The 22,909-nt window shown below is 41.6% G+C and carries 16 protein-coding genes; 12 read left to right on the top strand and 4 right to left on the bottom strand.

Translation table 11 applies throughout. The features are described 5' to 3' along the window. Positions 1–51: 51 nt before the first annotated feature. The gene (locus tag LLY41_RS14035; RefSeq protein ID WP_304585678.1) at positions 52–2,220 is read right to left on the bottom strand and encodes a glycoside hydrolase family 3 N-terminal domain-containing protein; all 2,169 of its coding nucleotides are present in this window, start codon (positions 2,218–2,220) and stop codon (positions 52–54) included. 469 nt (positions 2,221–2,689) lie between these two features. Between LLY41_RS14035 and LLY41_RS14030 the strand changes: the two genes are divergently transcribed. From LLY41_RS14030 to LLY41_RS14010, 5 genes are all read left to right on the top strand, one after another. Further along, on the top strand, positions 2,690–3,958 hold the full coding sequence (locus tag LLY41_RS14030) for a sugar ABC transporter substrate-binding protein (protein ID WP_304585677.1): 1,269 nt from the start codon (positions 2,690–2,692) through the stop codon (positions 3,956–3,958). Positions 3,959–4,045: 87 nt separating this feature from the next. Then, on the top strand, positions 4,046–4,933 hold the full coding sequence (locus tag LLY41_RS14025; protein ID WP_095242508.1) for a carbohydrate ABC transporter permease: 888 nt from the start codon (positions 4,046–4,048) through the stop codon (positions 4,931–4,933). Positions 4,934–4,956: 23 nt separating this feature from the next. Further along, the gene (locus tag LLY41_RS14020; RefSeq protein WP_095242523.1) at positions 4,957–5,817 is read left to right on the top strand and encodes a carbohydrate ABC transporter permease; all 861 of its coding nucleotides are present in this window, start codon (positions 4,957–4,959) and stop codon (positions 5,815–5,817) included. A 107-nt stretch (positions 5,818–5,924) separates the two neighbouring features. Next, complete coding sequence (locus LLY41_RS14015; protein WP_095242509.1) at positions 5,925–6,272, top strand: hypothetical protein; 348 nt, start codon at positions 5,925–5,927, stop codon at positions 6,270–6,272. A 135-nt stretch (positions 6,273–6,407) separates the two neighbouring features. Continuing rightward, entirely contained in the window at positions 6,408–7,682 is a 1,275-nt protein-coding gene (locus tag LLY41_RS14010; protein ID WP_304585676.1) for an L-cysteine desulfidase family protein, read from the top strand. 65 nt (positions 7,683–7,747) lie between these two features. Here LLY41_RS14010 and LLY41_RS14005 read toward each other — a convergent pair whose 3' ends face one another. After that, positions 7,748–8,443 carry a response regulator transcription factor gene (locus tag LLY41_RS14005; protein ID WP_304585675.1) on the bottom strand — a complete coding sequence of 232 codons (696 nt, stop codon included), beginning with the start codon at positions 8,441–8,443 and terminating at the stop codon, positions 7,748–7,750. 175 nt (positions 8,444–8,618) lie between these two features. Between LLY41_RS14005 and LLY41_RS14000 the strand changes: the two genes are divergently transcribed. From LLY41_RS14000 to LLY41_RS13985, 4 genes are all read left to right on the top strand, one after another. Next, positions 8,619–10,265: a flavin-containing monooxygenase gene (locus LLY41_RS14000; protein ID WP_304585674.1), complete on the top strand. Its 1,647-nt coding sequence runs from the start codon at positions 8,619–8,621 to the stop codon at positions 10,263–10,265. 66 nt (positions 10,266–10,331) lie between these two features. Then, on the top strand, positions 10,332–11,276 hold the full coding sequence (locus LLY41_RS13995) for an alpha/beta hydrolase (RefSeq protein ID WP_304585673.1): 945 nt from the start codon (positions 10,332–10,334) through the stop codon (positions 11,274–11,276). 527 nt (positions 11,277–11,803) lie between these two features. Then, positions 11,804–15,991, top strand: coding sequence for a S8 family serine peptidase (locus tag LLY41_RS13990; protein ID WP_304585672.1), 4,188 nt, complete (start codon positions 11,804–11,806; stop codon positions 15,989–15,991). A gap of 109 nt (positions 15,992–16,100) precedes the next feature. Further along, complete coding sequence (locus LLY41_RS13985) at positions 16,101–17,348, top strand: helix-turn-helix domain-containing protein (RefSeq protein WP_304585671.1); 1,248 nt, start codon at positions 16,101–16,103, stop codon at positions 17,346–17,348. A 32-nt stretch (positions 17,349–17,380) separates the two neighbouring features. Here the strand turns inward: LLY41_RS13985 and LLY41_RS13980 are convergent, their stop codons facing one another. After that, the gene (locus LLY41_RS13980) at positions 17,381–18,286 is read right to left on the bottom strand and encodes a DMT family transporter (protein WP_304588039.1); all 906 of its coding nucleotides are present in this window, start codon (positions 18,284–18,286) and stop codon (positions 17,381–17,383) included. Positions 18,287–18,608: 322 nt separating this feature from the next. Here LLY41_RS13980 and yyaC point away from each other — a divergent pair, with 322 nt between their 5' ends. Together yyaC and LLY41_RS13970 are read left to right on the top strand one after the other, a co-directional pair. Next, entirely contained in the window at positions 18,609–19,229 is a 621-nt protein-coding gene (gene yyaC, locus LLY41_RS13975; protein ID WP_304585670.1) for a spore protease YyaC, read from the top strand. Positions 19,230–19,333: 104 nt separating this feature from the next. Next, positions 19,334–20,008, top strand: coding sequence for a GntR family transcriptional regulator (locus LLY41_RS13970; protein ID WP_304585669.1), 675 nt, complete (start codon positions 19,334–19,336; stop codon positions 20,006–20,008). A gap of 30 nt (positions 20,009–20,038) precedes the next feature. On the opposite strand, the gene nadX is transcribed toward LLY41_RS13970, so the two are convergent. Beyond that, entirely contained in the window at positions 20,039–20,845 is an 807-nt protein-coding gene (gene nadX / locus LLY41_RS13965) for an aspartate dehydrogenase (protein ID WP_304585668.1), read from the bottom strand. Between the two features lie 547 nt (positions 20,846–21,392). On the opposite strand from nadX, the gene LLY41_RS13960 reads away from it, so the two are divergent. Then, a complete protein-coding gene (locus LLY41_RS13960; protein ID WP_095242520.1) occupies positions 21,393–22,838 on the top strand; it encodes a hypothetical protein in 1,446 nt (481 codons plus the stop codon). Positions 22,839–22,909 lie beyond the last annotated feature (71 nt).

Here is a 22,909-nt window from a genome sequence, read left to right as displayed (position 1 = left end):
CATAATATCCCATAAACTATTTCAATGGTTTATGAGACTGATATATTTTGTTCAATCTTTAATCAATTCAAAATGCAGCGGGGTAACGTCCCTGCTGTTTGTACCTATATAGGCGACAAATTTTCCGTTATCACTCCTGAATGATAAGTCAGTATGATAATAACGCAATTGTTCTTCCTTGATCTCAAATGTAACATGGACTTTTTCACCGGGATCCAGTGTGATTTTCTTAAATCCTTTAAGTTCCTTCAATGGCCTGACGACTTCACCTGAAACGTCCTGAATATAGAACTGAACAATTTCTTCTCCCGCACGGCTGCCTATATTGGTTATTTCTGCAGACAGCATAATCGGTTTGGAGGGAGTCAGAACAGAATGTGATAGTTTGGCGTCAGCATATTCAAACGATGTGTAACTTAAGCCGTATCCAAAGGGAAGCAACGGCTCATTTGGTATATCTAAATATTGTGATACGTATCTTTCCTGTGCATCTGGAGCCCCCTTAGGACGTCCAGTATTAAAATGATTGTAATAGACAGGGACCTGGCCGACTGAATAAGGAAAAGACATGGTCAGTTTTCCTGATGGACAGGCATCTCCGAGCAAGAGATTGGCAATAGCGTTTCCGCCTTCTGTACCTGGATACCAAGCCTCCAGAATGGCGTCAGCTTCGTCCCAGATTCCGTGTAAATCAAGCGGGCGTCCATTAAAGAGGACAGCAGCGACTGGCTTGCCAAGCTGTTTTATCCTGGCTGCCAGTTCGAGTTGAGCTTCAGGCAGGCGGATATCTGCACGGCAGCCGGCTTCACCGCTCATTTCCGAATCTTCCCCGAGTGCCAGGATGATAATATCTGCATCCTCAGCTATCTTAAGTGCTTCATTTATCTGTTCATCTGTGACGGATTCAATGTCACAGCCTTGAGCGGTTACAAGAAGGGAGGAGCCCACTTTTTCTTTCAACCCGTCATAAAGTTGAACGGCTTTTTCTTTTGACCCAAGAAATGACCATGGACCCAGAATGTCATTGTTTTTTGCAAACGGTCCGATAAGCGCCAATTTCTTTTCCTTATTAATAGGAAGAAGCCCGTTGTTTTTTAATAAAACAGAGGATTTAACCGCCAGCTCCCTGGAGGCTTGCCGGTGATCCTCATTAAGAATGAGTTCTTTTTCAAGTGCTTCATCGGCACCTCGGTTTGGATTTTCAAATAATCCCAGTTTATCCTTCAGGGTTAAGATCCTAAGCACCGCTTCATCAATGAGTGCTTCATCCACTTTTCCATTCAGCACAAGTTCTTTTAAATGGTCGATATAGCATGAAGTCATCATTTCAATGTCCACACCGGCCTGGATGGCTTTCAGTGCAGCTTCGGCTTCATCTTCGGCAACTCCGTGAGGGATCATTTCCTTCACTGCGCCCCAGTCGGAAATTAGAACTCCATCAAATTTCCATTCGTCTCTAAGGAGACCTCGCATCAAGGCGCTATTGCCGGTAGCGGGGATTCCATCGACCGTGTTGAAAGCTGTCATAACCATTTCACAGCCTTCATCAAGAGCTGCTTTATAGGCAGGAAGATAGGATTCCCGCAGCTGCCGCTCCGACATATTCACCGTGTTATAATCTCTTCCGCCCTCTGGTGCTCCATATGCAGCAAAATGCTTTACACAGGCGGCGACTTTCTCAAGATTGTTCTGCAGATCTTCACCCTGAAAACCGCGCACAAAGGCTCTCGCAAATTCACTGTTCAGGAACGGGTCTTCACCAGTAGATTCCATTACACGGCCCCAGCGCGGGTCACGGACAAGGTCGACCATTGGGGCAAAGGTTACATGTACACCGGACACAGCTGCTTCTTTAGCGGCAATGGCAGCACTCTCCTGTGCACCATCGAGATCCCATGAACAGCTAATGGCGAGAGGGACCGGAAAAATGGTCTTATAACCATGTATGACGTCTGCCATGAATAATAAAGGAATTCCTAATCGATTGTTTTTTAAGTGGGCTTTCTGAATACGGATTGCTTCTTTTGCACCACCTGAAGCACCAAGAACTGAACCTGAGCTGTGTATGCTGTTCTCGTTGATTTTCATGGAAGCGAGAGGGCCTGTAATCTGCCCTTCATCCTTTGAACCTTCAAAAAATGGTGTAGCCAGCTGCATAAGTTGGGCAATTTTTTCATCGAGAGTCATTTCTTCGAGTAAGGATATTAGTTTTTGCTTCATTTTCAGGGTACCCTCCCCAATTTCTTATAGTATATTTTAAATAATAAATAGAAACGTTTCGAATAAAGATACAACTGCATTATAAGCGCTTTCTTTTTTTGAGTCAATCAAAAATCGAAACGTTTCGAAAAGGTTGGTGAAATATTATATGAAATTTTATGATTATTTCATTTTCCACTGTAAAATATACTTGAAAACGATTTCACATTAGCATATAATAACCCTATCGAAACGTTTCTATAGCGTTGGAGAAGAGATTATTGTCCTCGACCCTTAATAATCAAAACGTTTCTATAATGATAAATTCATATTTTTTTAGTGTCACTCGAAACGTTTCGCTAAAAAGGGGGAATTTCCAAACCATTTAAAAATGGAGCAGGTTTTTACGTTTGTACTTTAAGAAGTAATGAATCAACACAATAGCGGGAAACTTAAAGCAAAGCCTATTATTTTATTGGGGGTTTTACGTATGAGCCAAAAGTTATTAAATGTATTCAGTAAAAAATTCGCTGCAGCTGCTATGGTGGGTTCCCTGGTGGTTTCTGGGGCATTGGCAGGCTGTTCATCTGATTCTGGATCTTCTTCAAAAGAGGGGCAGAAGACCATAACCGTTTGGGGCATGGGCGAAGAGGCAAAAACACTTCCGAAAATTGCAGATGAATTTGAAAAAGAGAATCCTGAAATTGATGTTAAGGTGCAGGCAATCCCTTGGGACCAGGCACATGATAAGCTTTTAACAGCAGTTGCTTCTAAAAAAGGGCCGGATGTTGTGCAAATGGGAACAACTTGGATTCCTGAGTTTGCTTCTGCAAATGCATTGCTTGATTTAACTGAACACACTGAAAAATACCCTGAGCTTGGGGCAGATAATTTCTTCGAAGGTTCAATCGAAACAACGAAATATGATGATAAAGTGGTCGGCGTGCCGTGGTATGTAGATACACGGGTACTTTTTTACCGCACTGATTTATTAGAGGAAGCAGGATATAAGGAAGCTCCAAAGACATGGGAGGAGTTACAGGATGCAGCCAAAAAATTGGCTGATCGCGGTGAGGACAAATACGGAATCAGCATTGATACAAATGAGCAAAGCTTATCATTCATGCTGGCCCGTCAAAATGGTTCCAAGCTTATCGAAGGCAATCAGGCATTTTTCAATGAGCCGGAATTTGTTGAAGCCGTTGAGTACCTGAATGGATTCTTCAAAGACGGATCCGCTCCGGTTGACCTTGGTCTTGATATCGTCCAGGCATTCAGAGGGGATGGAATTCTGCCGATGTTCATAAGCGGTCCCTGGATGGTTAAGCTGATCAATGACCAGGCGCCAGAACTTGAGAGCAAGTGGGCGACTGCAGTCCTTCCGGCTAAGGAAACAAATACTTCCACACTGGGCGGATCCAACCTATCCGTATTCCAGCACACAAAAAATAAAGAGGAAGCACTTAAATTCCTTGCATACATGAGCAAACCCGAAACTCAGGTGAAGTGGCTTGAAATGACAAACTCTTTACCGGCAAACAAAGAGGCATGGAATGATGACCAGCTTCAGCATAACGAATATTACAAAGTTTTTGGGGAGCAGCTGGAAAATGCACAGCCAATGCCTGTCATTAAACCTTTTGAGAAAATTGCACAGGATTTCTTAAGCAGATTTGAAAAGATTTATCGTGGCGGCGCGGATATCCAATCCGAAATGGACGACTTTGATAAAAAATCTGAGGAAATTTTAACGAAGTAATATTAATAAATAGGCACTGGCAGACATAAGTCTGTCAGTTGCCTCCAATAGTCCTGACTCATGGGACTAAGAAGGAAGGGACCTACAATGAAAAGCTTTATGGCAAACAAGACTCCATACTTTTTTATAGCTCCTGCACTTATCTTACTGACATTATTCTCCATTCTCCCTATATTTGTGGCCCTGATCATCAGTTTTACTGATCTGGATCTGGTCGGGATAGCCGATTGGTCATCTATTAGCTTTGTTGGTATAGAGAATTATAAAGAGGTTGTGAGTGACCCGATCTTTGTAAAATCCATTCTTAATACCCTGTTTTATGTGGTATTTGGTGTACCGCTAGTCATCGTTTGTTCCCTGGGAATTGCTCTCCTAATCAACTTTGGAAAAGCCCGCATCTTTAAAGCTTTCCGGGTTGTCTTCTATATGCCTTCCATCACAAACGTTGTTGCGGTTGCTGTGGTTTGGAGCTATTTGTATAACCCTCAGTTGGGATTATTTAATTATGTGCTGGAGTTTTTGCACCTGCCGCCTGTTCCATGGCTTCAGGATCCGACAATGGCAAAGGTTTCACTGATCGCTCTTGCGCTTTGGAGAGCCATTGGTCTTAACATGATTATATTCCTGGCAGCGCTTCAGGGTATTCCAAAAACTTACTATGAAGCGGCTCAGCTTGATGGTGCCAACAATTGGCAGCAGATGTTCAAGATTACGATTCCGCTTTTAAGATACGCCATCTTCTTCGTGTCCATCACGACGATGATCGGCTGGCTGCAATTTTTTGAAGAACCGTTTGTCATGACAAATGGCGGTCCTTTAGACAGCACCACTTCAGTTGCCTTGTTCATTTACCGGAATGGATTCCAATTCAGCAACTTTGGATATGCGGCTGCGGGGTCTTTCATACTGTTCATTGCCATCATTATCATAACAATGATTCAATTTAAGCTTCAGAAAAAAGGACAGGATTATTGATGAAAGCTGAGGTGGAAAACAAAATGAAATCCAATGCAGTTCATAAGCAATCATTAAGTAGCAGTATTAAGCAGGAAAGAGCCCAGCAATGGATCGTAGGTATTATCCTAGCCATCGGAGGATTGCTGGTTTCCATTCCATTTATTTGGATGATACTTTCTGCTTTTAAGCCTGAAAGTGAAGTCATGCAGCTCACACCCACTTTGTTGCCCCAGGACTTCACATTGGAAAACTTTCAGAATCTCTTTGTGAATATGAACTTCGCTCTTTATTTGAAAAATACGCTTATTGTCGTTCTTTGGTCTTTTGTCGGGCTATTCTTAAATGCGATGGCAGGCTATGCCTTTGCCAAATTTGAATTTAAAGGGCGGAACAAATTATTCTTTCTCGTTCTTGCTACAATGATGATTCCTGGACAGGTAACCATGATACCTGTGTATCTGATACTGAATCAGATGCAGTTAACCAATACAATGGCGGGGATTGTTCTCCCAGGTCTGGTGGGTGCATTCGGGATATTCCTGTTTCGCCAGTTCATGACTACGATACCTGATGAATTGCTTGAAGCAGCAAGGCTTGATGGCGCCAGTGAATTAAGGGTATTCTGGCAAATTGTCCTGCCTATGGCTAAGCCGGTCCTTGCAGTACAGGGGATATTAACCTTTATCGCTGGATGGAACAGCTTCCTGTGGCCGCTGATCATTGCAAACGACGAAAGTCTTTATACTCTTTCGGTCGGACTCCAATTATTAAAAGGACAATATGGCGGAAACTTTGCCCTGCAGATGGCAGGATCAACCTTCATGGTTGTTCCAATTATCATCATCTTCATTCTCTTCCAGCGATATATTATCGATGGTTATACCATTTCGGGGTTGAAATAAATAGTAAAGGCCAGGAACTTCGGTTTCCTGGCCTTTTGTGTGTTTAGAGGGTACTCTCCTACATAAATTCTTTGTAAACGGAACTATGTAACAAGGGGGGATTAAATATGAAACCTGAAATGGAAAAAGCCATTTTACTCGCTGAAAATATAAGGGGGTTTTTGACCTTTCTGAATAAGAATCTCGAAAATAATATTTTCTATTTGGACTCAGACAAATTACAACAAATCAAACTGATTGCTGAAGACTTTAAGTTTCATATCCTTGCAGATGAGCTATTTAGAATCAATCGCTTTGTCTGTGATCCAAAGTACACAAATTATTTAGTGAACCGGTTTGTAAAGGGACTCACTATTATAGATGAATATGTACAAAGAAACTATAACAGCCTTTTTATGGTGACTGGAAGATTATATACCTTGAAGAATCTCAGTGCATTATTCTGCAAAGATTAGATGCCAGAGCTGCTCCTATTTTATTTTTCCGTTAACTTGGTATGAAAGGAAATATTGCCTCTCTTCATTTTTCACTATATGGATTATAATAGTTAAAGTTTCATTATATTACTTAAATCAATTAGGGGTATGAAAATGGAGAAGCACAAGATCTTAAGGATTCTGGAAAAAGAATTAGTGGTTGCCCTTGGATGTACGGAACCTGTTGCGATTGCACTCGCTGCAGCAACTGCAAAGAGCCATGCTAAAGGGGAAATAAAAGAGCTATGCTTAAAAGCGAGCGGAAACATCATCAAAAATGCTAAATCAGTCGGAATTCCGGGCATGAGTTCTTATGGTCTTGATTTCGCAGCGGCAATTGGCGCTGTGGCAGGGGACCCTGCAAGAAAGCTGGAAGTATTAGAGGGAGTAGGGCCTGAAGATGAGCTGCTGGCTCTTAAACTTATTGAAGAAGGAAAAGTAACTTCCCTACAGGCGGAGACACCGAAAAGGCTTTATATCGAAACAGTATTAAAAACTGATTTCCACACTTCCAGAGTCGTAATCTCTGATAACCACAGCAATATTACTTTAATTGAGGTTGATGGAGAAGTTATCTACCAGGGCGGATGTGAAAATATAGGAATCCAATCTGAAGAAGATGAATTAATTGCACTCACCATTGATGAAATATATGAATGGGTGCTTAGTGTGGAAATCAGTTCCTTAACACTTGTAAAAAAGAGCATTGAGCTCAATCGGATCATTGGAATCGAAGGCCTATCAGGTGAATATGGCCTAAAGGTAGGGAAAACGATAAAAAGGAATGTGGAAATGGGGATTTTGTCGGATGATATTGCCACTGCTGCAATGTCTTTGGCTGCAGCTGGGTCAGATGCGAGAATGGCAGGCTCCACACTGCCTGTTATGGCAAACACCGGAAGCGGCAACCAGGGAATAGCAGTCACTCTTCCAGTTGTTGCAGCTGCTGAAAAACTTAAGGTTACAAATGAAAAAATGATTCGGGCAGTGGCACTCAGTCATCTGATAACCATTCATATTAAATCCAAATTTGGCCGTCTTTCTGCACTATGCGGTGTAACTGCTGCAGGAATGGGGGCAAGTGCAGCCATCGTGTATTTGCTCGATGGACAGCTTCACCAAATCAAAGCAGCCATTCAGAACACAATCGGGAATGTTTCTGGAATGATCTGTGACGGAGCAAAAGCAGGCTGTGCCATGAAAGTGTCTACCTGTTCTAATGTAGCTGTGCAGTCTGCCCTTCTTGCACTCAACGATCAAGAAATAAAATCAACCGATGGATTTATTCATGATGATGTTGAAAAAAGTATCGAGAGTTTCTGTAAATTAGGAAATGAAGGCACCCGTCATACGGATGAGCTGATTTTGAAATTGATGATGGAGAAATAAATGTTAAAAAGGCCCTCTCTATAAGAAAAGGGCCTTTTTTGGTGCAGCGAATGAACATCTACGTATCATGAAATCATCCCTCTCCGAAACATCTCCGCAATTGCCTGTGTGCGATTTTGAGCTCCGAGTTTCCTGATAGCTGTTTTAATATACTGGTTAATGGTAACTTCACTGATAAACATGGAATCGGCCATTTCCTTTATGCTTTCGCCCCAGGAAATCCTCTTCATGACCTCCATTTCTCTTCTGCTTAATAGCCGGGCATCTTCTTTTCCTTCTGTTTTTTCAAGAGTTTTTCCTATGTGCTGACCAAATTGAGTATAAGAGGAAAGCTGCTGATCAGAAATTTTTCCCTGTTCGTCAAATTCGTTTGTGCAAATATAGCCGATAGGAACTGCACCAAAGCAAATGGGGATTGCAAGGAAGGAGTTGACATTGGAAGTAGTTATGTATTTGATGTTTATTTGCTTGAGGTATTCGATTCCCGAACAATATTTAGCTTTTCTTTCATAGAGGGCAGAGTAAATGAGCGGCAATGAACGAACATCATCCCTGATATCTCTTATATGTATTAATCCGTGGCATGTGATAGCGATGATACCTTCACCAATAAAACCTAAAGGTGAATAACGAAATAAATAGGCGTTTTTAACAGGAAAAATGTTCATATAAACCTCTAAAATTTTATACAGTTTCTCCTCATGAGTCTCGACATCTTCTAAATTCTGGATATTATCCAAAATGGTAGATTCTATTGCCATATTAACACCTTCCTTATAGGGATATTATATATAGAAAATTATGAATATTCAATACAAACGAATGATAGTAAGCTTTAGTTATAGTTAAAAATTAAAAGTACTGGAGGGGAGGAACTTATTAAAAGGAAAATGTAATCGCTTTCATTCAAATTAATTTCATGAGGAGGAAGCAAGTATGTCATCATTTCAAAAATCGAACACTCTCACGGATTTTGATGCTGTTGTCGTAGGGGCTGGTTTTTCTGGATTGTATATGCTGCATCGTTTGCGGGAGGCCGGTTTTTCCACCCGGGTATTTGAAGCGGGCGATAATGTCGGCGGTACATGGTATTGGAATCGTTATCCCGGCGCAAGATGCGATGTTGAAAGCATCTACTATAATTACACTTTTTCTGAGGAACTACTGAAAGAATGGAGCTGGTCGGCAAAATACGCCGAACAGCCTGAAATATTAAGCTACATAAACTATGTAGCAGATAAGTTTGATCTGCGGCGTGATGTGAAATTCAATACAAGGGTGCAGTCCGCACAATATGATGAAAAGAAAAATAGGTGGGACGTCCAATTAAATAATGGTGAAAAGGTTTCTGCACAATATTTTATAACAGCTGTAGGGTGCTTGTCAGCGTCCAATGTGCCTAAATTTAAAGGGCTGGAAAACTTTAAAGGAGAATGGCATCATACCGGGCACTGGCCGCATGAAGGAGTGGATTTCACAGGGAAGCGGGTTGGCATCATTGGCACAGGGTCCAGCGGTATCCAGGCAATTCCTGTTATTGCAAAAGAAGCCGGGCATTTGACGGTATTCCAGCGAACCCCGCAGTACAGCAGCCCGGCCAGGAATACGCCGAATGATCCTGAACATCTGAATAATATACGGAAAAATTACGGGGGTATCAGAGAAAAAATGCGCCATTCCATAACCGGCATACCGGAGGAGCCAAGAAATGTTTCCGTTTTTGACGAAACTCCTGAAGAAAGGCAAAAAGTTTTCGAGGAAGCCTGGAAAGAAGGAGGACTTCTTAAGTTATCTTACGCATATAATGACTTGTCCATCTCACCGGAAGCGAATGAGATTGTGGCTGAATTCATTCGCTCAAAAATCCGAGAAACAGTCAAAAATCCTGAAGTTGCAGAAAAACTCCTTCCGAGGTTCTATTATGCCACTAAACGCACCATCATAGATACAGATTATTTTGAGACCTATAACCGGGATAACGTATCGCTGGTGGATGTAAAAGAGGCACCGATTCAGGAGATTACTGAAGCAGGCGTTAAGACTGTGGATAATGAATATGAGCTTGACATGATTGTGTTTGCCACAGGATTTGATGCGATGACTGGACCGCTGTTTAAGATGGATATCCGTGGAAAAGACGGCGTCTCCCTGAAAGAAAAATGGGCAGGCGGCTCACAAACCCGAACCTATCTTGGCCTCGCTACAGCAGGTTTCCCGAATATGTTCATGCTGACTGGACCTGAGAGTCCGTCCGTATTGAGCAATATGATGGTTTCAATTGAGCAGCATGTGGAGTGGGTATTTGATTGCATCAGCTATATGAGGGAACAAAATCAGGCTGCCATTGAAGTCAAAGAAGAGTCGGAAAATACATGGAGCAAGCACTGCCGTGAAATCGCCGATCAGACTTTGTTTACCAAAACAGACTCCTGGTACATGGGTGCCAACATTGAAGGAAAAGCCCGCGGCTTTCAAATCTATCTTGGCGGTGTAGGAACCTACCGGAAGATTTGTGAAGAAGTCGCCGAAAAAGGCTATGAAGGTTTTAACCTGACAGCATCTGAAAAAACTGCCGTTAAATAGTGGGTATAGATTGGGCAGGCATTCATCCTGCCCTGTCAATAAATATATTAATAGGGGAAAATAATTATGGCATTAGATCCGCAGGCAAAATTTTTATTGGAACAGATGGAGGCAGCAGGAGCTCCGCCGATGAGCCAGCTATCACCGGAGGAAGCCCGCCTTACTACAGATTTCAGCGCTTTGGCTGGAGAGCCGGAGGAAGTAGGGAAGATTGAAAATAGAAAAATTGCGGGACCTGAAGGAGAAATCCCTGTCCGAATATATACTCCTAAAGGAGAAGGTCCATTTCCAGCGCTCGTATACTATCATGGCGGCGGCTGGGTAATTGGTGACCTTGAGACAGTTGATGTTCCTTGCAGACTGTTAACGAATTTGGCGAATTGCGTGGTCGTTTCTGTAGATTACAGACTTGCACCAGAGCATAAATTTCCTGCTGCTGCAGATGATTCGTACGCTGCAGCCAAGTGGGCAGCTGACAATGCAGCATCCATTGGTGTTGATCCAAACCGCATTGCCGTTGGCGGCGACAGTGCCGGCGGTAACCTTGCAGCCGTTGTGGCTCTCATGGCAAGAGACAAGCGTGAAATCTCAATTGCCTATCAGATGCTGATCTATCCGGTAACTAACCATTCTTATGCAACAGAATCCTATACTGAAAATGCAGACGGCTACCTGTTAACGAAAGACAGTATGGAGTGGTTCTGGAATCATTATTTGCGGAATGAGGAGGATGGAAAAAATCCATATGCGTCTCCGCTGCAGGCAAAAGACTTAAGCGGACTGCCGCCTGCATTGGTGTTAACGGGAGAATTTGACCCGTTGCGCGATGAGGGTGAAGCCTATGCGGAGCGTTTAAAAGAAGCCGGCGTTCCGGTTGAAGCCAAACGATATGACGGCATGATCCATGGATTCTTCTGGATGCCGGGTGTACTGGAGCAGGGAAGAAAGTCAATTGAGCAGGCGGCAGATGCGTTAAACCGTGTGTTTCAGGGCAGTGTCGCTTCGAAATAATAGCTATGCAGATTGGACACTTCTGATTTTGGGGAAGTGTCTTTTTTGTGTTAATTTGTAAATTAACTAATTGCTAGATTACTTGAAGATTTGAAAGGAAGTGGTTGCTATGAGCGTTTATGAAGACGAAAACGGAAAGGAAAACAGTCTTCATAGAGTGTTCATGAGGAGGACGAAATCGGCAGAGAGAAAAGGAAACCAGTCGCCAGAGAGCTTTCATGACGAAAAAAATAGCAAGGAAAAGAAAACACTCGGCATAAAGCGCGTGAAATTAAAGTTATCCCCAAACTCGCCACCATTGCCCAATTTGGGGTAATCAATGTCCGGTTCTTCCATATTTTAATTTTTCTCCCGGTGATCAAGATGCTTATCATCCTATTTTCAAGATATATCCCAGCTGAAAATATTAAATTTAGTAGTAATGTCCCTCTTTTATTACCCCAATTTACTGCCACATCTCTCACCCTTTAAGATGAAAATAGTAAGTATTCTTACTTTTCTACTAATTAAAGAGCAGGAGGAAAAAAATGAAGTCACGCAATAATCTATTAAAAGGAGCTTTGGCTGCAAGTTTATTATTTACTGCTTCCATTCCATTTAATGTGCTTGCTCAGAAGCCGGAGATCACGGTGGACGAAGCGGAAAAAATTTTAAGCAGCCTCTCTAAAGAACAAAGGGATGCTTTAGAACAGCTAGAGGTTGGACCTGGATTTGTTATTTCTCCTGAAGTAAATACATCCACTCCCGAGTTGGTCGAAGTCATTGTTGAATTTAACCAGCCTCCTGCAAAGGTTGAGCTAAAGAAAGAAGCTTTAAAAGGCAAAAAAACGTCTCTTCAAGCAGCTAAAGAAAAAGTTGACAAATCCCACAACGAATTCAAAACCCATGTTATCAAGCTGAAATCTAAGAAAGGCAGTTTACTGTATGACGCAAGTAAAATTGAAGTAAAACGCGAATACAAGAATGCCTTTAATGGTGTTTCCATGACACTGCCGGGTATAGCTGTTGATGAACTCCTGCAATCAGGTGCTGTAAAAAGAATCTGGAGCAATGCCCAAGTCCAGTTGGATCTCCCTTCAGTAAAGGAATCCAAAGTGAAGCCAAAGATGGCAGACAGCATTCCGCAAATCGGAGTAGACAATCTTCATGACGAGGGGATTACCGGGAAGGGCATCAAGGTCGGAGTTCTGGATACAGGGATTGATTATACACACCCTGACTTAACAGGTTCTTACAAAGGGTACCGTACAGAAAATGGACAAGATCCTAAAACCGTTGATCCGGGCACTGTCAAAGGCTGGGACTTTATCAATAATGATGCTGATCCAATGGAAGCAACTTACAATGATTGGGAAACATCCAATCAGCCTGAATTTGATTACAGAGGGGCCGCCTACTATACTTCTCACGGTACGCATGTATCAGGGACCATTGCTGCCCAAAAAGAAAATGCAGTCGACTATGCTGTCAGGGGAGTAGCACCTGATGTTGATCTGTATGCCTACCGGGTTCTAGGGCCATATGGATCCGGCACGACAGACGGGGTGCTGGCCGGTATTGATAAAGCAGTAGAAGATGGCATGGATGTAATCAATCTATCACTTGGAGCGAGCGTAAATGATCCTTTATATCCTACTTCGGTTGCAATTAATAACGCTATGCTTTCCGGAGTCGTTTCCGTTGTAGCAGCAGGAAATGCGGGACCAAATGAAAAAACGCTTGGTGCACCTGGTACGAGTGCATTCGGAATTACGGTAGGAGCAAGTGATGCCTCCATATCCATTCCAGCTTTTAAAGCTAGCGCAGCTGAGAAGGTCTTTGAATCTATGAAATTATTAGCCAAAAACTTCACGGATGATTTAAAAGCACTAGAAGGGAAATCATATCCAATTGAGTTTACTGGTCTGGGCACGCCGCAAGACTTCACTGGAAATAATCTTACAGGAAAAATTGCCTTAATTGAACGCGGAGAGCTGACATTTGAGGAAAAAGTGAAAAATGCCAAAAATGCCGGTGCAGCAGCTGTTATTATTTTTAATAATACGGAGGGCGAAATTCCAGCCTATATAGGTGAGAGCACCAAGTATATTCCGACATTCCAGCTTTCAAAGTCGGATGGGGAATATTTAAAAGGCAATCCGGGAGCTTCTGTAGCATTTGACCAGCTTTTAGAGGTTAAGACGGAAGGAGACACTCTTGCCGATTTCAGTTCAAGAGGCCCTGTGAATAGCAACTACGATATAAAGCCTGACCTCGTGGCACCAGGGGTTTCTATTTTCTCCACCTATCCGGAGTTTATGAACCATCCAGAAGATGGCCAGGATTACACATCTGCCTATGCACGCCTGAATGGTACGTCCATGGCCACTCCTCATATAGCAGGCGTGGCGGCACTTATGCTTCAGGATAATCCGAATCTTGATCCATTCGATGTGAAAACAGCATTAATGAATACGTCAGATGATTTAAAAAAGGACTACTCCGTGTATGAAGTTGGTGCCGGCCGTGTGGATGCCTATCAGGCAGTTCATTCTAACGTTTCATTTAAGGTGCTAGATAAAACAGAGCATGTTGAAAACGGAGAGTACGTGGAGGCTGATGAAATCACGGGTTCCATCAGCTATGGAAACCACTATTTGGACAGTGCTGATATAAAGGATAGCCGTACACTTCAAGTGACAAACAAGAACGGACAGGACCAATCCTATGATGTAACAGTGGAATATCATTCAGCCCGGAACGGTGTGCAGGATGGAGTAAAAAATAATATTAAAGTAGACCTTCCAGAATCGTTTACAATAGGAGCGGGAAAAACGGAACAATTACAAGCAGCGATTACAATTCCGCAAACAGCTGAAATCGGGCGTTATGAAGGATATATTCATGTGGTGAATCAGGATAATCCAAAAGAACGCTATCAAATTCCATTTGCGATCCGGGTGACGGATAAAGGCATCGATTTTGCAGAACCGCTCCAGCCATCTATTACGACTGATACACCAATGCACCAATACTATTCGCCTGGTACGCACTTTGTCTTTAAATTTAAAAGCCCGATGGAGACATTCGATTTAATTGTAAAAAATGCAAAAACAGGCAAGGCTGTTGGAATTGTAGGAAGCTATGATGCCAGTGCGGCCATGCCTGATAAAGAATATCTCATATACTTTGGCCACAGAGGACTTGTTTATCCATTCACAGGGAATAAGAAACAGCCGATTGCTGATTACATGCAAAAGCTGCCGGAAGGTGAATATGTCCTTGATTTAATCAGCCGGGATGCAGAGGGAAAGACCTATCATCATGAAAGTGTAGGCATTGTAGACAATACACCGCCGGAAGTGGATCTCGACATTGAACCGGGTGTGATTGAAATAAATGATAGCATGTTAACAACTGAAGATGGCCACCATGCATTCTGGGTTCATGGAATGGTGACCGATAAAACAGTTGACCTATTGCAGTCAAAAGGGATGGATTATACCCAAAAAACCAATATAGCTGCTTATTATGAAAGTGAAATACCATTTATCAGCGGATTCCTGCCGCTGGATGACGATGGCGCAACGAAGTTCGGTGTGATTCCGGAAGAATATGAAACGGCTCCTTACCAATTAAGGCTATTCCCATGGGATATGGCAACAGCAGCCAATATGTTTAAATCTCCCCGGTATGTGTTTATGAAGGAAGGCACTGAACATGCAGCCAGCCGTTTTAATAAAAACAGTGTGAAGCTGAATGATGAAATTACCATGACTCTCGATTTAAATAATGTAAAGAACTTTATCTCAGGTTCATATGAGATTCAACCTCATCTGGATTTCTTTGAGCTGCAGGAAGTAAAAGTAAATCCAGAGCTTCAGAAATTTGCAGATCAAAATGGAATTGAAATAAAAATAGATGAGCCAGTTGTCTCAAAATCTACTGTGAAAGTCGGAGCATCTCTTTTAAAAGCAGGCTTTGAAGGAATCAGTGGAGATATGCCATTCCTTGATGTTACTTTTAAAATGGTGGACGACACTAATTTCACAAGGTTTACCTCCTTTGGATTAAAGGAACTTTCTTATCAGAAGCAAGGTCAGTCAAAAGCAGAAAACATTCCGGCTTACAGCTTAAACCATTTTGAATTTACTTCAACTCACTCACGTATTTCAGGTAATATAGCTCCGGAAGCTTTCTTAACTCCCGGAGGGTGGATTGACAGCAAATATGATTTTACCAAGCTTAAGACGAAGGTTTATGCTAAAGCTGCAGATGGAAAAATCTATGAAGGGTCAATGGACAGCAGGGGGCTGTTTGAGGTCATTGTGCCAGCAGATAAAAAAGCCTATACGGTCTATGTAGAGGTTCCTGGCCATATGGCTGAGTATAAAAATGTAATGGCAAGCATCGAAAAAGAGGGAGAGCAGCAAGGCCTGTATGTAAGAATTAATCCTGAAGATAACCTTGCAGGGGATGTTACACAGGATCAGATTGTTGATATCCGGGATCTGAAAGAAGCTGTTGATCATTATGGAGAAGAAAACCCTAAAAATGTTCATCTGGATATGAACCAGGATGGTTTAGTCGATGAAACAGATGTCAGATGGATTGAAAAGAATTTCTTAACGAAAGGTTCATTAGCAGGAAAAGGAAATCAGCCGAAAGACAGGATTGGAAAGAAAGGGCTTACGGATTTCTTAAAGATGATTGGTTTGGAGCCGAAAGAAAAATAATCATAAAAACAGCAGGCAGGAGTCAAGTTCTCCTGCCTGTTTCTATTATCCTATAGAAAATGCCCGCCAATTTCACTATAATGATAGAAACTTTATACTGAGGTGCAGCATGATCATTGGGAAAATTATTAAGTTTTACCGGGAGAAAGCAGGACTGACACAGGGCCAGCTGGGGGAAGGAATCTGTTCCGTTACTCATTTAAGTAAAATCGAACGGGGAATTACCGAATACTCCGGAGAAATTACACATCTCCTGGCCAGGAGGCTAGGCATTGATCCCGAAGAGGAAATAATTCGATATCATCAGCTTGCCAAGAGGCTTAATGAATGGCATGAGAGCATGATAATGCAGCGAATACAGGAATCTGAACAGATAAAAAAAGAACTGCAGGATGAAAAACAAATTCATATGCCTGACTTTCAGACACTATATCGCCTGCTTTCTGCCAGATACTATTTATCTGTGAGTGATTTGGTTTCGGCATCAGAAGTAATTTCGGATCTTAATAAAGCTTCTGCTGCCTTGTCACCTCATGATGCTAATCTGCTGAAGCATATCCAGGGCATTTATTACTTTCTTACAGGGCAATACCGTGACTGTATCAGCTGTTTAGCTTCCATTGACAGAGATCATTATAGCTACGAAGAATACTATTACCATTTAGCGATTGCTTATCATTCCATCCATTCAAATATTACAGCCTATTATTATGGAAAAAAGGCGCTTCAATATTTTCAAAGAACCTTAAACATCCTCCGAATTATCGATACAGAAATGCTCCTGATTGTCCAGCTGAATGCGAAGGAGCTTCATGATTTTAATGAAACAAAGGAAAAATATGAACAATTAATTAAGCTTTGTGATGCATGTAATTCTGGTGACCGAAAATCCAAGCTTTTTCATAATCTGGCATTTGAATATTTTCGCCGGAAGAAATACCGGGAATCTGCAGGTCTCTATGAGGAAGCACTAAAGCTAACGGCAGAAAACGCCCCTCACTATTTAACTGCTCTGGATGGATATATACATACCTGCTACAAAGGGAAACTTCAGTCCCGTAATGCGTTAATAAAATTGGCTGAAGAAGGAATGGAGAGAGCAAAAGAAACAGATTCATATACCTGGATTTATTTTCAGCTCCATCTTTATTTATTAAAAAAAGAAGAAAAGCTATACTATCAATTTATTGAGGGAACAGCATTGCCGTATTTTAAAAAAATCGGCTACGGCATTTTAATAGACCATTATGAGAAAAAGCTATTCCACTTTTACTCAGAAAAAGGCGAGGCTCAAAAAGCAATTGAACTGGCCCGGTCGTTTATACAAAAACAAAAAAGCTATTATGATCATGAGTAGACTAAAACTCCAAAACTAAGACTGCATAGCACCTATGCAGTCTTATTCTTAATGGTCCGTTTATTCATCTTTCTTTGAAACATTTTCGCATTTGTTCCTATATATACCCCCGTAAGAACAAAGGCTGCGCCTATTCCATGCGCAATGGTGAACGTTTCACCTAAAAAGACTGTAGCCATGATAACAGCTGACACCGGCATCACATTAATAAAAATAGAAGCCTTGGCTGCTCCGATCTCTTTAATCCCGTTATAATACATGACAAAAGAAACAACGGTAACAAAGATACTCATATGAGCGATAGCTGCCCAGGTTGTAAAGCTGGCTTGCTGGATGTCCATCCACGTTGTTTCAGCAGAAGCAAACGGCAATAGAAATAAGGTACCATAGGCAACTGCATATGTGGTCGATTCCACTGAGCTGAATTTTTTTAATACCACTTTCCCCACAACACTATAAATGGCCCAGCTTACGACAGCGCCAAGCAATACGAAATCAATTGGTTCAAAGCCATATTGGAAAAGCGTGAGCAGATGGCCATCTGTAATAATAAACACTACACCTGTCAAAGCAACTGCCATTCCAATGACATGATTTTTCGTAATTTTTTCTTTAAGAAATAGTCCAGATAAAAGGACAATAAGAACCGGGTTTGATGCAATAAATAATGAGCTTTTAATCACGGGTGCGTGTTTTGTGGCCAGAAAGAAACAAATATTATACAGTGTAATTCCAGTCAGGCCCAACAGAGCAAATAGTCCATGATCTTTTAAATTTGGCCGTTGCCGATCTTTCTCCATAATCCACATGAGTGGATAAAGCAGGATGGCAGCTCCCAAAAACCTCAAAAAAGCAACAGTTGCAGGTTCAAAGCTTTGAACAGCAAACTTGCCGGCAATAAATGCGCTGCCCCATGTGGCAGTAGCCAAAGTCAGCATTCCATAGATAAGCCATAATCTCTTTTTCAAACAAACTCGCCTTCATTTCTGTAAAAATTTTATAAATAGTATTATAACATCTTTTTCGAAAGTCGAAATAGTTATTTTTAAGCAAATTTGAGATGAATATCAGCTTGTACTTCATGTATGATTGAAGGAATAAAATCAAAATTCCGTGGATATGCCGCCGAAGGTCAGGGTAGTAAATAATGTATAAATAAATTTTCAATTGCTGTTTTCCTGGTTTACACTAAGAATGATTATCATTTAAAAATAATGAGGATTAAAAAATAAAAAATTATGTCGGAAAGGAGGGACAAATATGTGGCCATTTTCATCAGGTAAAAAGACCAATAAAATCGTTGATGCAGCAAGCTATATTTCCATTAAAGAAACAACGGAAGAGGCGGAAATTGAAAAAATGGTATCAAAGCTGGAACAGATTTTTTACAGCTCATCCAGGGAAATCGTTATTTTGTGCATTGGGTCGGACCGCTCAACTGGAGACTCTCTTGGGCCACTCACAGGAAAGATCCTCAAAGAAAAGAACATCCAGTATCCAGTATATGGGACTCTAAAGGACCCTGTTCACGCATTAAATATCAAAACGGTTCTTAAAGGAATAAAGGAAACGCATCATGATCCTTTTATATTTGGCATAGACGCCTGCCTCGGGGACGAAAGGCAAATCGGCTATATTTTAATCAGAGAAGGATCGTTTATTCCTGGCAATGCAGTGAATCGGGTTCTGCCAAGTGTGGGTGATTATCATTTGAAGGCGATTGTAAATACTCTGGATCCATTAACACCTGTACACTCCTTAAATAGCACGAGATTATATATGGTTTTAAAACTGGCTGAAATCATTGCGGAGATTATTTCGCGTGTAGCGGCTAACGATCGGACTTCCAGAGGAGAGATAGAAAAAATGAATGTGCCGTAAACATTAAGTTGAACTCCTTGGTACATCAGGAAAAAATTGCTGTTACCCTTACAGGTAAGTTATAATGGGCAGTATGGATACTAAAGAGAGAAAGAGGGAAAGGAATGGTTAATAACTGGACGGAAGATAATCTGATCTCGATACGCGAGAGGGTTTATCTGCATATTAAGGATCTTATTTTGGACGGGGAATTTAAAGCGGGAGACCGGCTGGTTGAACGGGAACTTGCTGAGCGGTTAAATATCAGCAGGACGCCAATTCGCGAAGCGCTATTCCGCCTGGAATCACAAGGATTTGTTAAGACAGTTCCAAGAAAAGGTGTAATCGTTGCCGATATTTCTGAAAAGGAAATTATCGAAGTGTTTACCATTTTATCATCACTTGAAGTACTGGCAGCAAAATTAGCCGTCCAGAAGCTGGATGATGAAATGGAAAGCAAGTTCGCAGGAAGCATAATAAAGGTCAAGGAATACCTTAATAATCCTGAAGAGGATGTTGCTGAATTACATAGGGAGCTCAACCATCTCCTATATAGCTCCGCCAAAAATGTGAAGCTATATGAGATGCTGAGCGGGTTATCCGATTATATTCGAGCATTTGCCAAAATCGGGCATAAAAATCCCGGCAGGGCAAAGCAGTCCATGGAGGAGCATTTAAAAATCATGGAAGCCATTGTCAACAAAGAAATGGAAATGGCTGAATACCTGACCAAAATACATATTGAAAATTCAAAAAAAGCATACATTGAAGCTGTTCAGCAGAGTGAAAATAAAAAATAAGAAAGAGCAGAAGCTCTTTCTTATTTTTTATTAGACTCCAATCACAAATGATGAAGTTAAATTTTTTAAAACCTTAGCCACACTCATGGCGACAATGGGACTGGATTTTGGATTTTCCTCATAAGGAACATTCGAAACAGATATCTCCACTTCGCCGAAATAACCCTTAGCCTTGATGGTATGTGTGTTTGATTGGATAGTCGGATCAGCATACACCTTCACCTTTGTTGCTTCAAAGCCGACTCCTGCAAGGCTAAGGGCTGCTGAAACATTCACGCTCTGCGGAAACAGCCTGGATGACTCCCGGGCATTTCCTTCATAAATACAGAATGGTTCAGACAGTGTATGTAAATCCACTTTTTCTTCCGCGATCGTACCTCTCCAGCTGCGGGGATGCTTTCTTGTAATTAAGGTGATTTCTTCAATCTCACCCAATGCTCCCGCTGCAATCCGGTCCAGGCCGGCTATAGCTGCAGAGGGGACAAAGATCTGCCGGTTATGCTGTTTGGCCACAGCCTTCAGTTTTTCATAAAAACCGGTGTCTCCTAATGCTCCAACAGAAAGCACCACAAGATGGCTTCCATTTGCCAGCACTTTCTCCCCGAACTTATGCAATGCCTGATGTCCTGCTGACTCTATGATTATATCTAAATCTTCATTAAAAAAATCACCTTCATCTGACGTAAGGGCGTTTGCATGTTTGTCAGCATCCTCTGCACCTTTATAACTTCTAACCAGCACAGACTTTAACTCTACGTTACCAGCATGGCCGGCTTCTATTAATTCCGCTATGGTTTTCCCCAGTGTTCCATAACCGATAATTCCAGCTTTAAGCATTATATCACTCCTTCTTGGGATTCCCCCTAAAACCGTATAGAATTTGGTATACGATATACTTTATGCAATTTTATCATAGAATTTAATCTAAAACGATTAAGAGAGCAATAAATTTTATAGAAAATATTAAAACATCAAAATTTTCAAAATTATTTGCACAATAGATATTTTTAGTGTTATTATAGTATACAAGTTAAAAATAGTGAAAAGGAGAGGTGGTTATAGTCCGGGTGTTCTCGACCATGAATGCATTTCGAAGGGGGCTGCACATTTAGAGAGCATAAGAGATTGATATAGTATGATAAAAGCGGTGTATTAGCAGATAATCAAGTCATCCATGAATAGCGCTTTTTTGTTTTTCGACTAACTTGGTATACAATCCACCAAATGCTGTATTCTATTTGGGAAATGTTACAAGCTCTTCTCGTGAAGTCTAATGTCGGGGTATTACATAGTCAGCCATAGATAAACAGAATGCCTCCTGCAATCTGTCTTTTGCAATCTTTTATAGGGAGTTAATTTTATAACGAAAAACGGAGGGGAATATATGGAGTTAACATTTGCTCACTGGGTCTATGCAATTGTTACTGTGTCTGTCATCGCAACGATGCTTTTTAGAAGAGGCGTTGTCCTGCCGGTTATTATTGGAACTTTCTTTGTGGCAGTTATTTATAAAGGCAGTCTGATCGCTGGCTTTCAGGCTGTATTTAATGCTAATCTCCTCGCAGCAAAAGAGTTATTCAGTATATTCTTAATCATTTCTCTCATGATCGCGCTTCTTAATTCATTGAAGGATTTGGGAGCTGACAAAAGGCTTATTGGTCCGATTGAGAAGGTTATGGTGAATGGGCATATTTCCTATTTAGTATTAATGGTTACAACCTATGTAATTTCTCTCTTTTTCTGGCCAACACCTGCTGTCCCGCTTATCTGTGCCCTGCTTGTACCCGCAGCAGTCAGAGCTGGGCTGCCTGTAATGACGGCAGCCATGGTTATTGTCATTGCTGGTCAGGGAATGGCATTGTCATCAGACTATATCATGCAGGTAGCACCGATGCTCAGTGCTAAAGCAGCTGGAATTGATAAAGCGATGGTTGCGGATAAGACACTGGTTCTTTCCGTCATTACAGGTGTACTTGCATTGACCTATGTTTATGTGGCGCATAGAAAATCAATCGTGAAAAATGGGAACCATGACTCCTCTCTAAACCCTGAAGATGCTGCTTTTTTTGGTGTAGCGAATGAGCTTGCTGCTACGGCTGAAGAAAGTGCTGAAATCATTCAGAGAAAAAATACATGGGGCAAGGTTTTTGCTGTATTAGTGCCTTTATCGATGCTGGGTGTTATGATTTATATGTTCTCAACCAAAATAACAGGTGGGTCAGGCTTTGAAGGAACAGATGGAGCTGCTTTTATTGGCGGTGTTGCGACTCTTTTATTGGTGCTTGCCACTGTGGCATTTAATCGCATCCATGCTTTAGATAAGATAAGCGAGCATTTAACGGAAGGCTTCGTGTTTGCCTTCAGAGCGATGGCTCCGGTAATTCCAATAGCAGGATTCTTCTTTATGGGAAGCTCAGACTTTACCGGCACAATTTTATCGTTGGATGAAAGCGCTGCCAAACCTGCTTTTTTATTTGATATGATACAGGCAGGCCAGGCTTATATTCCTGAGAACGCCTTTATTGCAGGATTTGGCCTCTTAATTGTCGGTCTGATCACTGGCTTAGATGGTTCCGGTTTTTCCGGGCTGCCGTTAACAGGTGCCTTATCGGGTGCATTAGCAAGTGGAAGCCATATTGATCCTTCTACATTAGCAGCCATCGGACAAATGGGTGCCATCTGGGGTGGAGGAACGATTGTTGCCTGGTCTTCGCTTGTCGCAGTAGCAGGATTCCTGCAGATTTCACCGCTGGAGCTGGCCAGGAAAAACTTTATTCCGGTTGTCGCGAGTTTATTTATCGCAACATTAATTGCCATATTAATCTGGTAAAACAGTAAGCTTGAAAAAAACAAGGCTATCCTGCAAGGTTAGAATAAACTAACTAAGGGGATAGCTTTTTT

This window comes from Cytobacillus firmus, from assembly GCF_023612095.1.
GTDB lineage: Bacteria > Bacillota > Bacilli > Bacillales > Cytobacillaceae > Cytobacillus.
The sequence above is the reverse complement of the archived record's forward strand: the minus strand, read 5'-3'. Positions and strand labels throughout refer to the sequence as shown.

What these genes read in the sequence shown, in the direction of transcription:
- LLY41_RS14030 (WP_304585677.1), top strand. Translation starts at nt 2,690, where the DNA reads ATGAGCCAAAAGTTATTAAATGTATTCAGTAAAAAATTCGCTGCAGCT.
- LLY41_RS14010 (WP_304585676.1), top strand. Translation starts at nt 6,408, where the DNA reads ATGGAGAAGCACAAGATCTTAAGGATTCTGGAAAAAGAATTAGTGGTT.
- LLY41_RS13995 (WP_304585673.1), top strand. Translation starts at nt 10,332, where the DNA reads ATGGCATTAGATCCGCAGGCAAAATTTTTATTGGAACAGATGGAGGCA.
- nadX (WP_304585668.1), bottom strand. Translation starts at nt 20,845, where the DNA reads ATGCTTAAAGCTGGAATTATCGGTTATGGAACACTGGGGAAAACCATA.
- yyaC (WP_304585670.1), top strand. Translation starts at nt 18,609, where the DNA reads ATGTGGCCATTTTCATCAGGTAAAAAGACCAATAAAATCGTTGATGCA.
- LLY41_RS13985 (WP_304585671.1), top strand. Translation starts at nt 16,101, where the DNA reads ATGATCATTGGGAAAATTATTAAGTTTTACCGGGAGAAAGCAGGACTG.
- LLY41_RS14020 (WP_095242523.1), top strand. Translation starts at nt 4,957, where the DNA reads ATGAAATCCAATGCAGTTCATAAGCAATCATTAAGTAGCAGTATTAAG.
- LLY41_RS13990 (WP_304585672.1), top strand. Translation starts at nt 11,804, where the DNA reads ATGAAGTCACGCAATAATCTATTAAAAGGAGCTTTGGCTGCAAGTTTA.
- LLY41_RS13960 (WP_095242520.1), top strand. Translation starts at nt 21,393, where the DNA reads ATGGAGTTAACATTTGCTCACTGGGTCTATGCAATTGTTACTGTGTCT.
- LLY41_RS14035 (WP_304585678.1), bottom strand. Translation starts at nt 2,220, where the DNA reads ATGAAGCAAAAACTAATATCCTTACTCGAAGAAATGACTCTCGATGAA.
- LLY41_RS14005 (WP_304585675.1), bottom strand. Translation starts at nt 8,443, where the DNA reads ATGGCAATAGAATCTACCATTTTGGATAATATCCAGAATTTAGAAGAT.
- LLY41_RS13980 (WP_304588039.1), bottom strand. Translation starts at nt 18,286, where the DNA reads ATGCTGACTTTGGCTACTGCCACATGGGGCAGCGCATTTATTGCCGGC.
- LLY41_RS14025 (WP_095242508.1), top strand. Translation starts at nt 4,046, where the DNA reads ATGAAAAGCTTTATGGCAAACAAGACTCCATACTTTTTTATAGCTCCT.
- LLY41_RS14015 (WP_095242509.1), top strand. Translation starts at nt 5,925, where the DNA reads ATGAAACCTGAAATGGAAAAAGCCATTTTACTCGCTGAAAATATAAGG.
- LLY41_RS14000 (WP_304585674.1), top strand. Translation starts at nt 8,619, where the DNA reads ATGTCATCATTTCAAAAATCGAACACTCTCACGGATTTTGATGCTGTT.
- LLY41_RS13970 (WP_304585669.1), top strand. Translation starts at nt 19,334, where the DNA reads ATGGTTAATAACTGGACGGAAGATAATCTGATCTCGATACGCGAGAGG.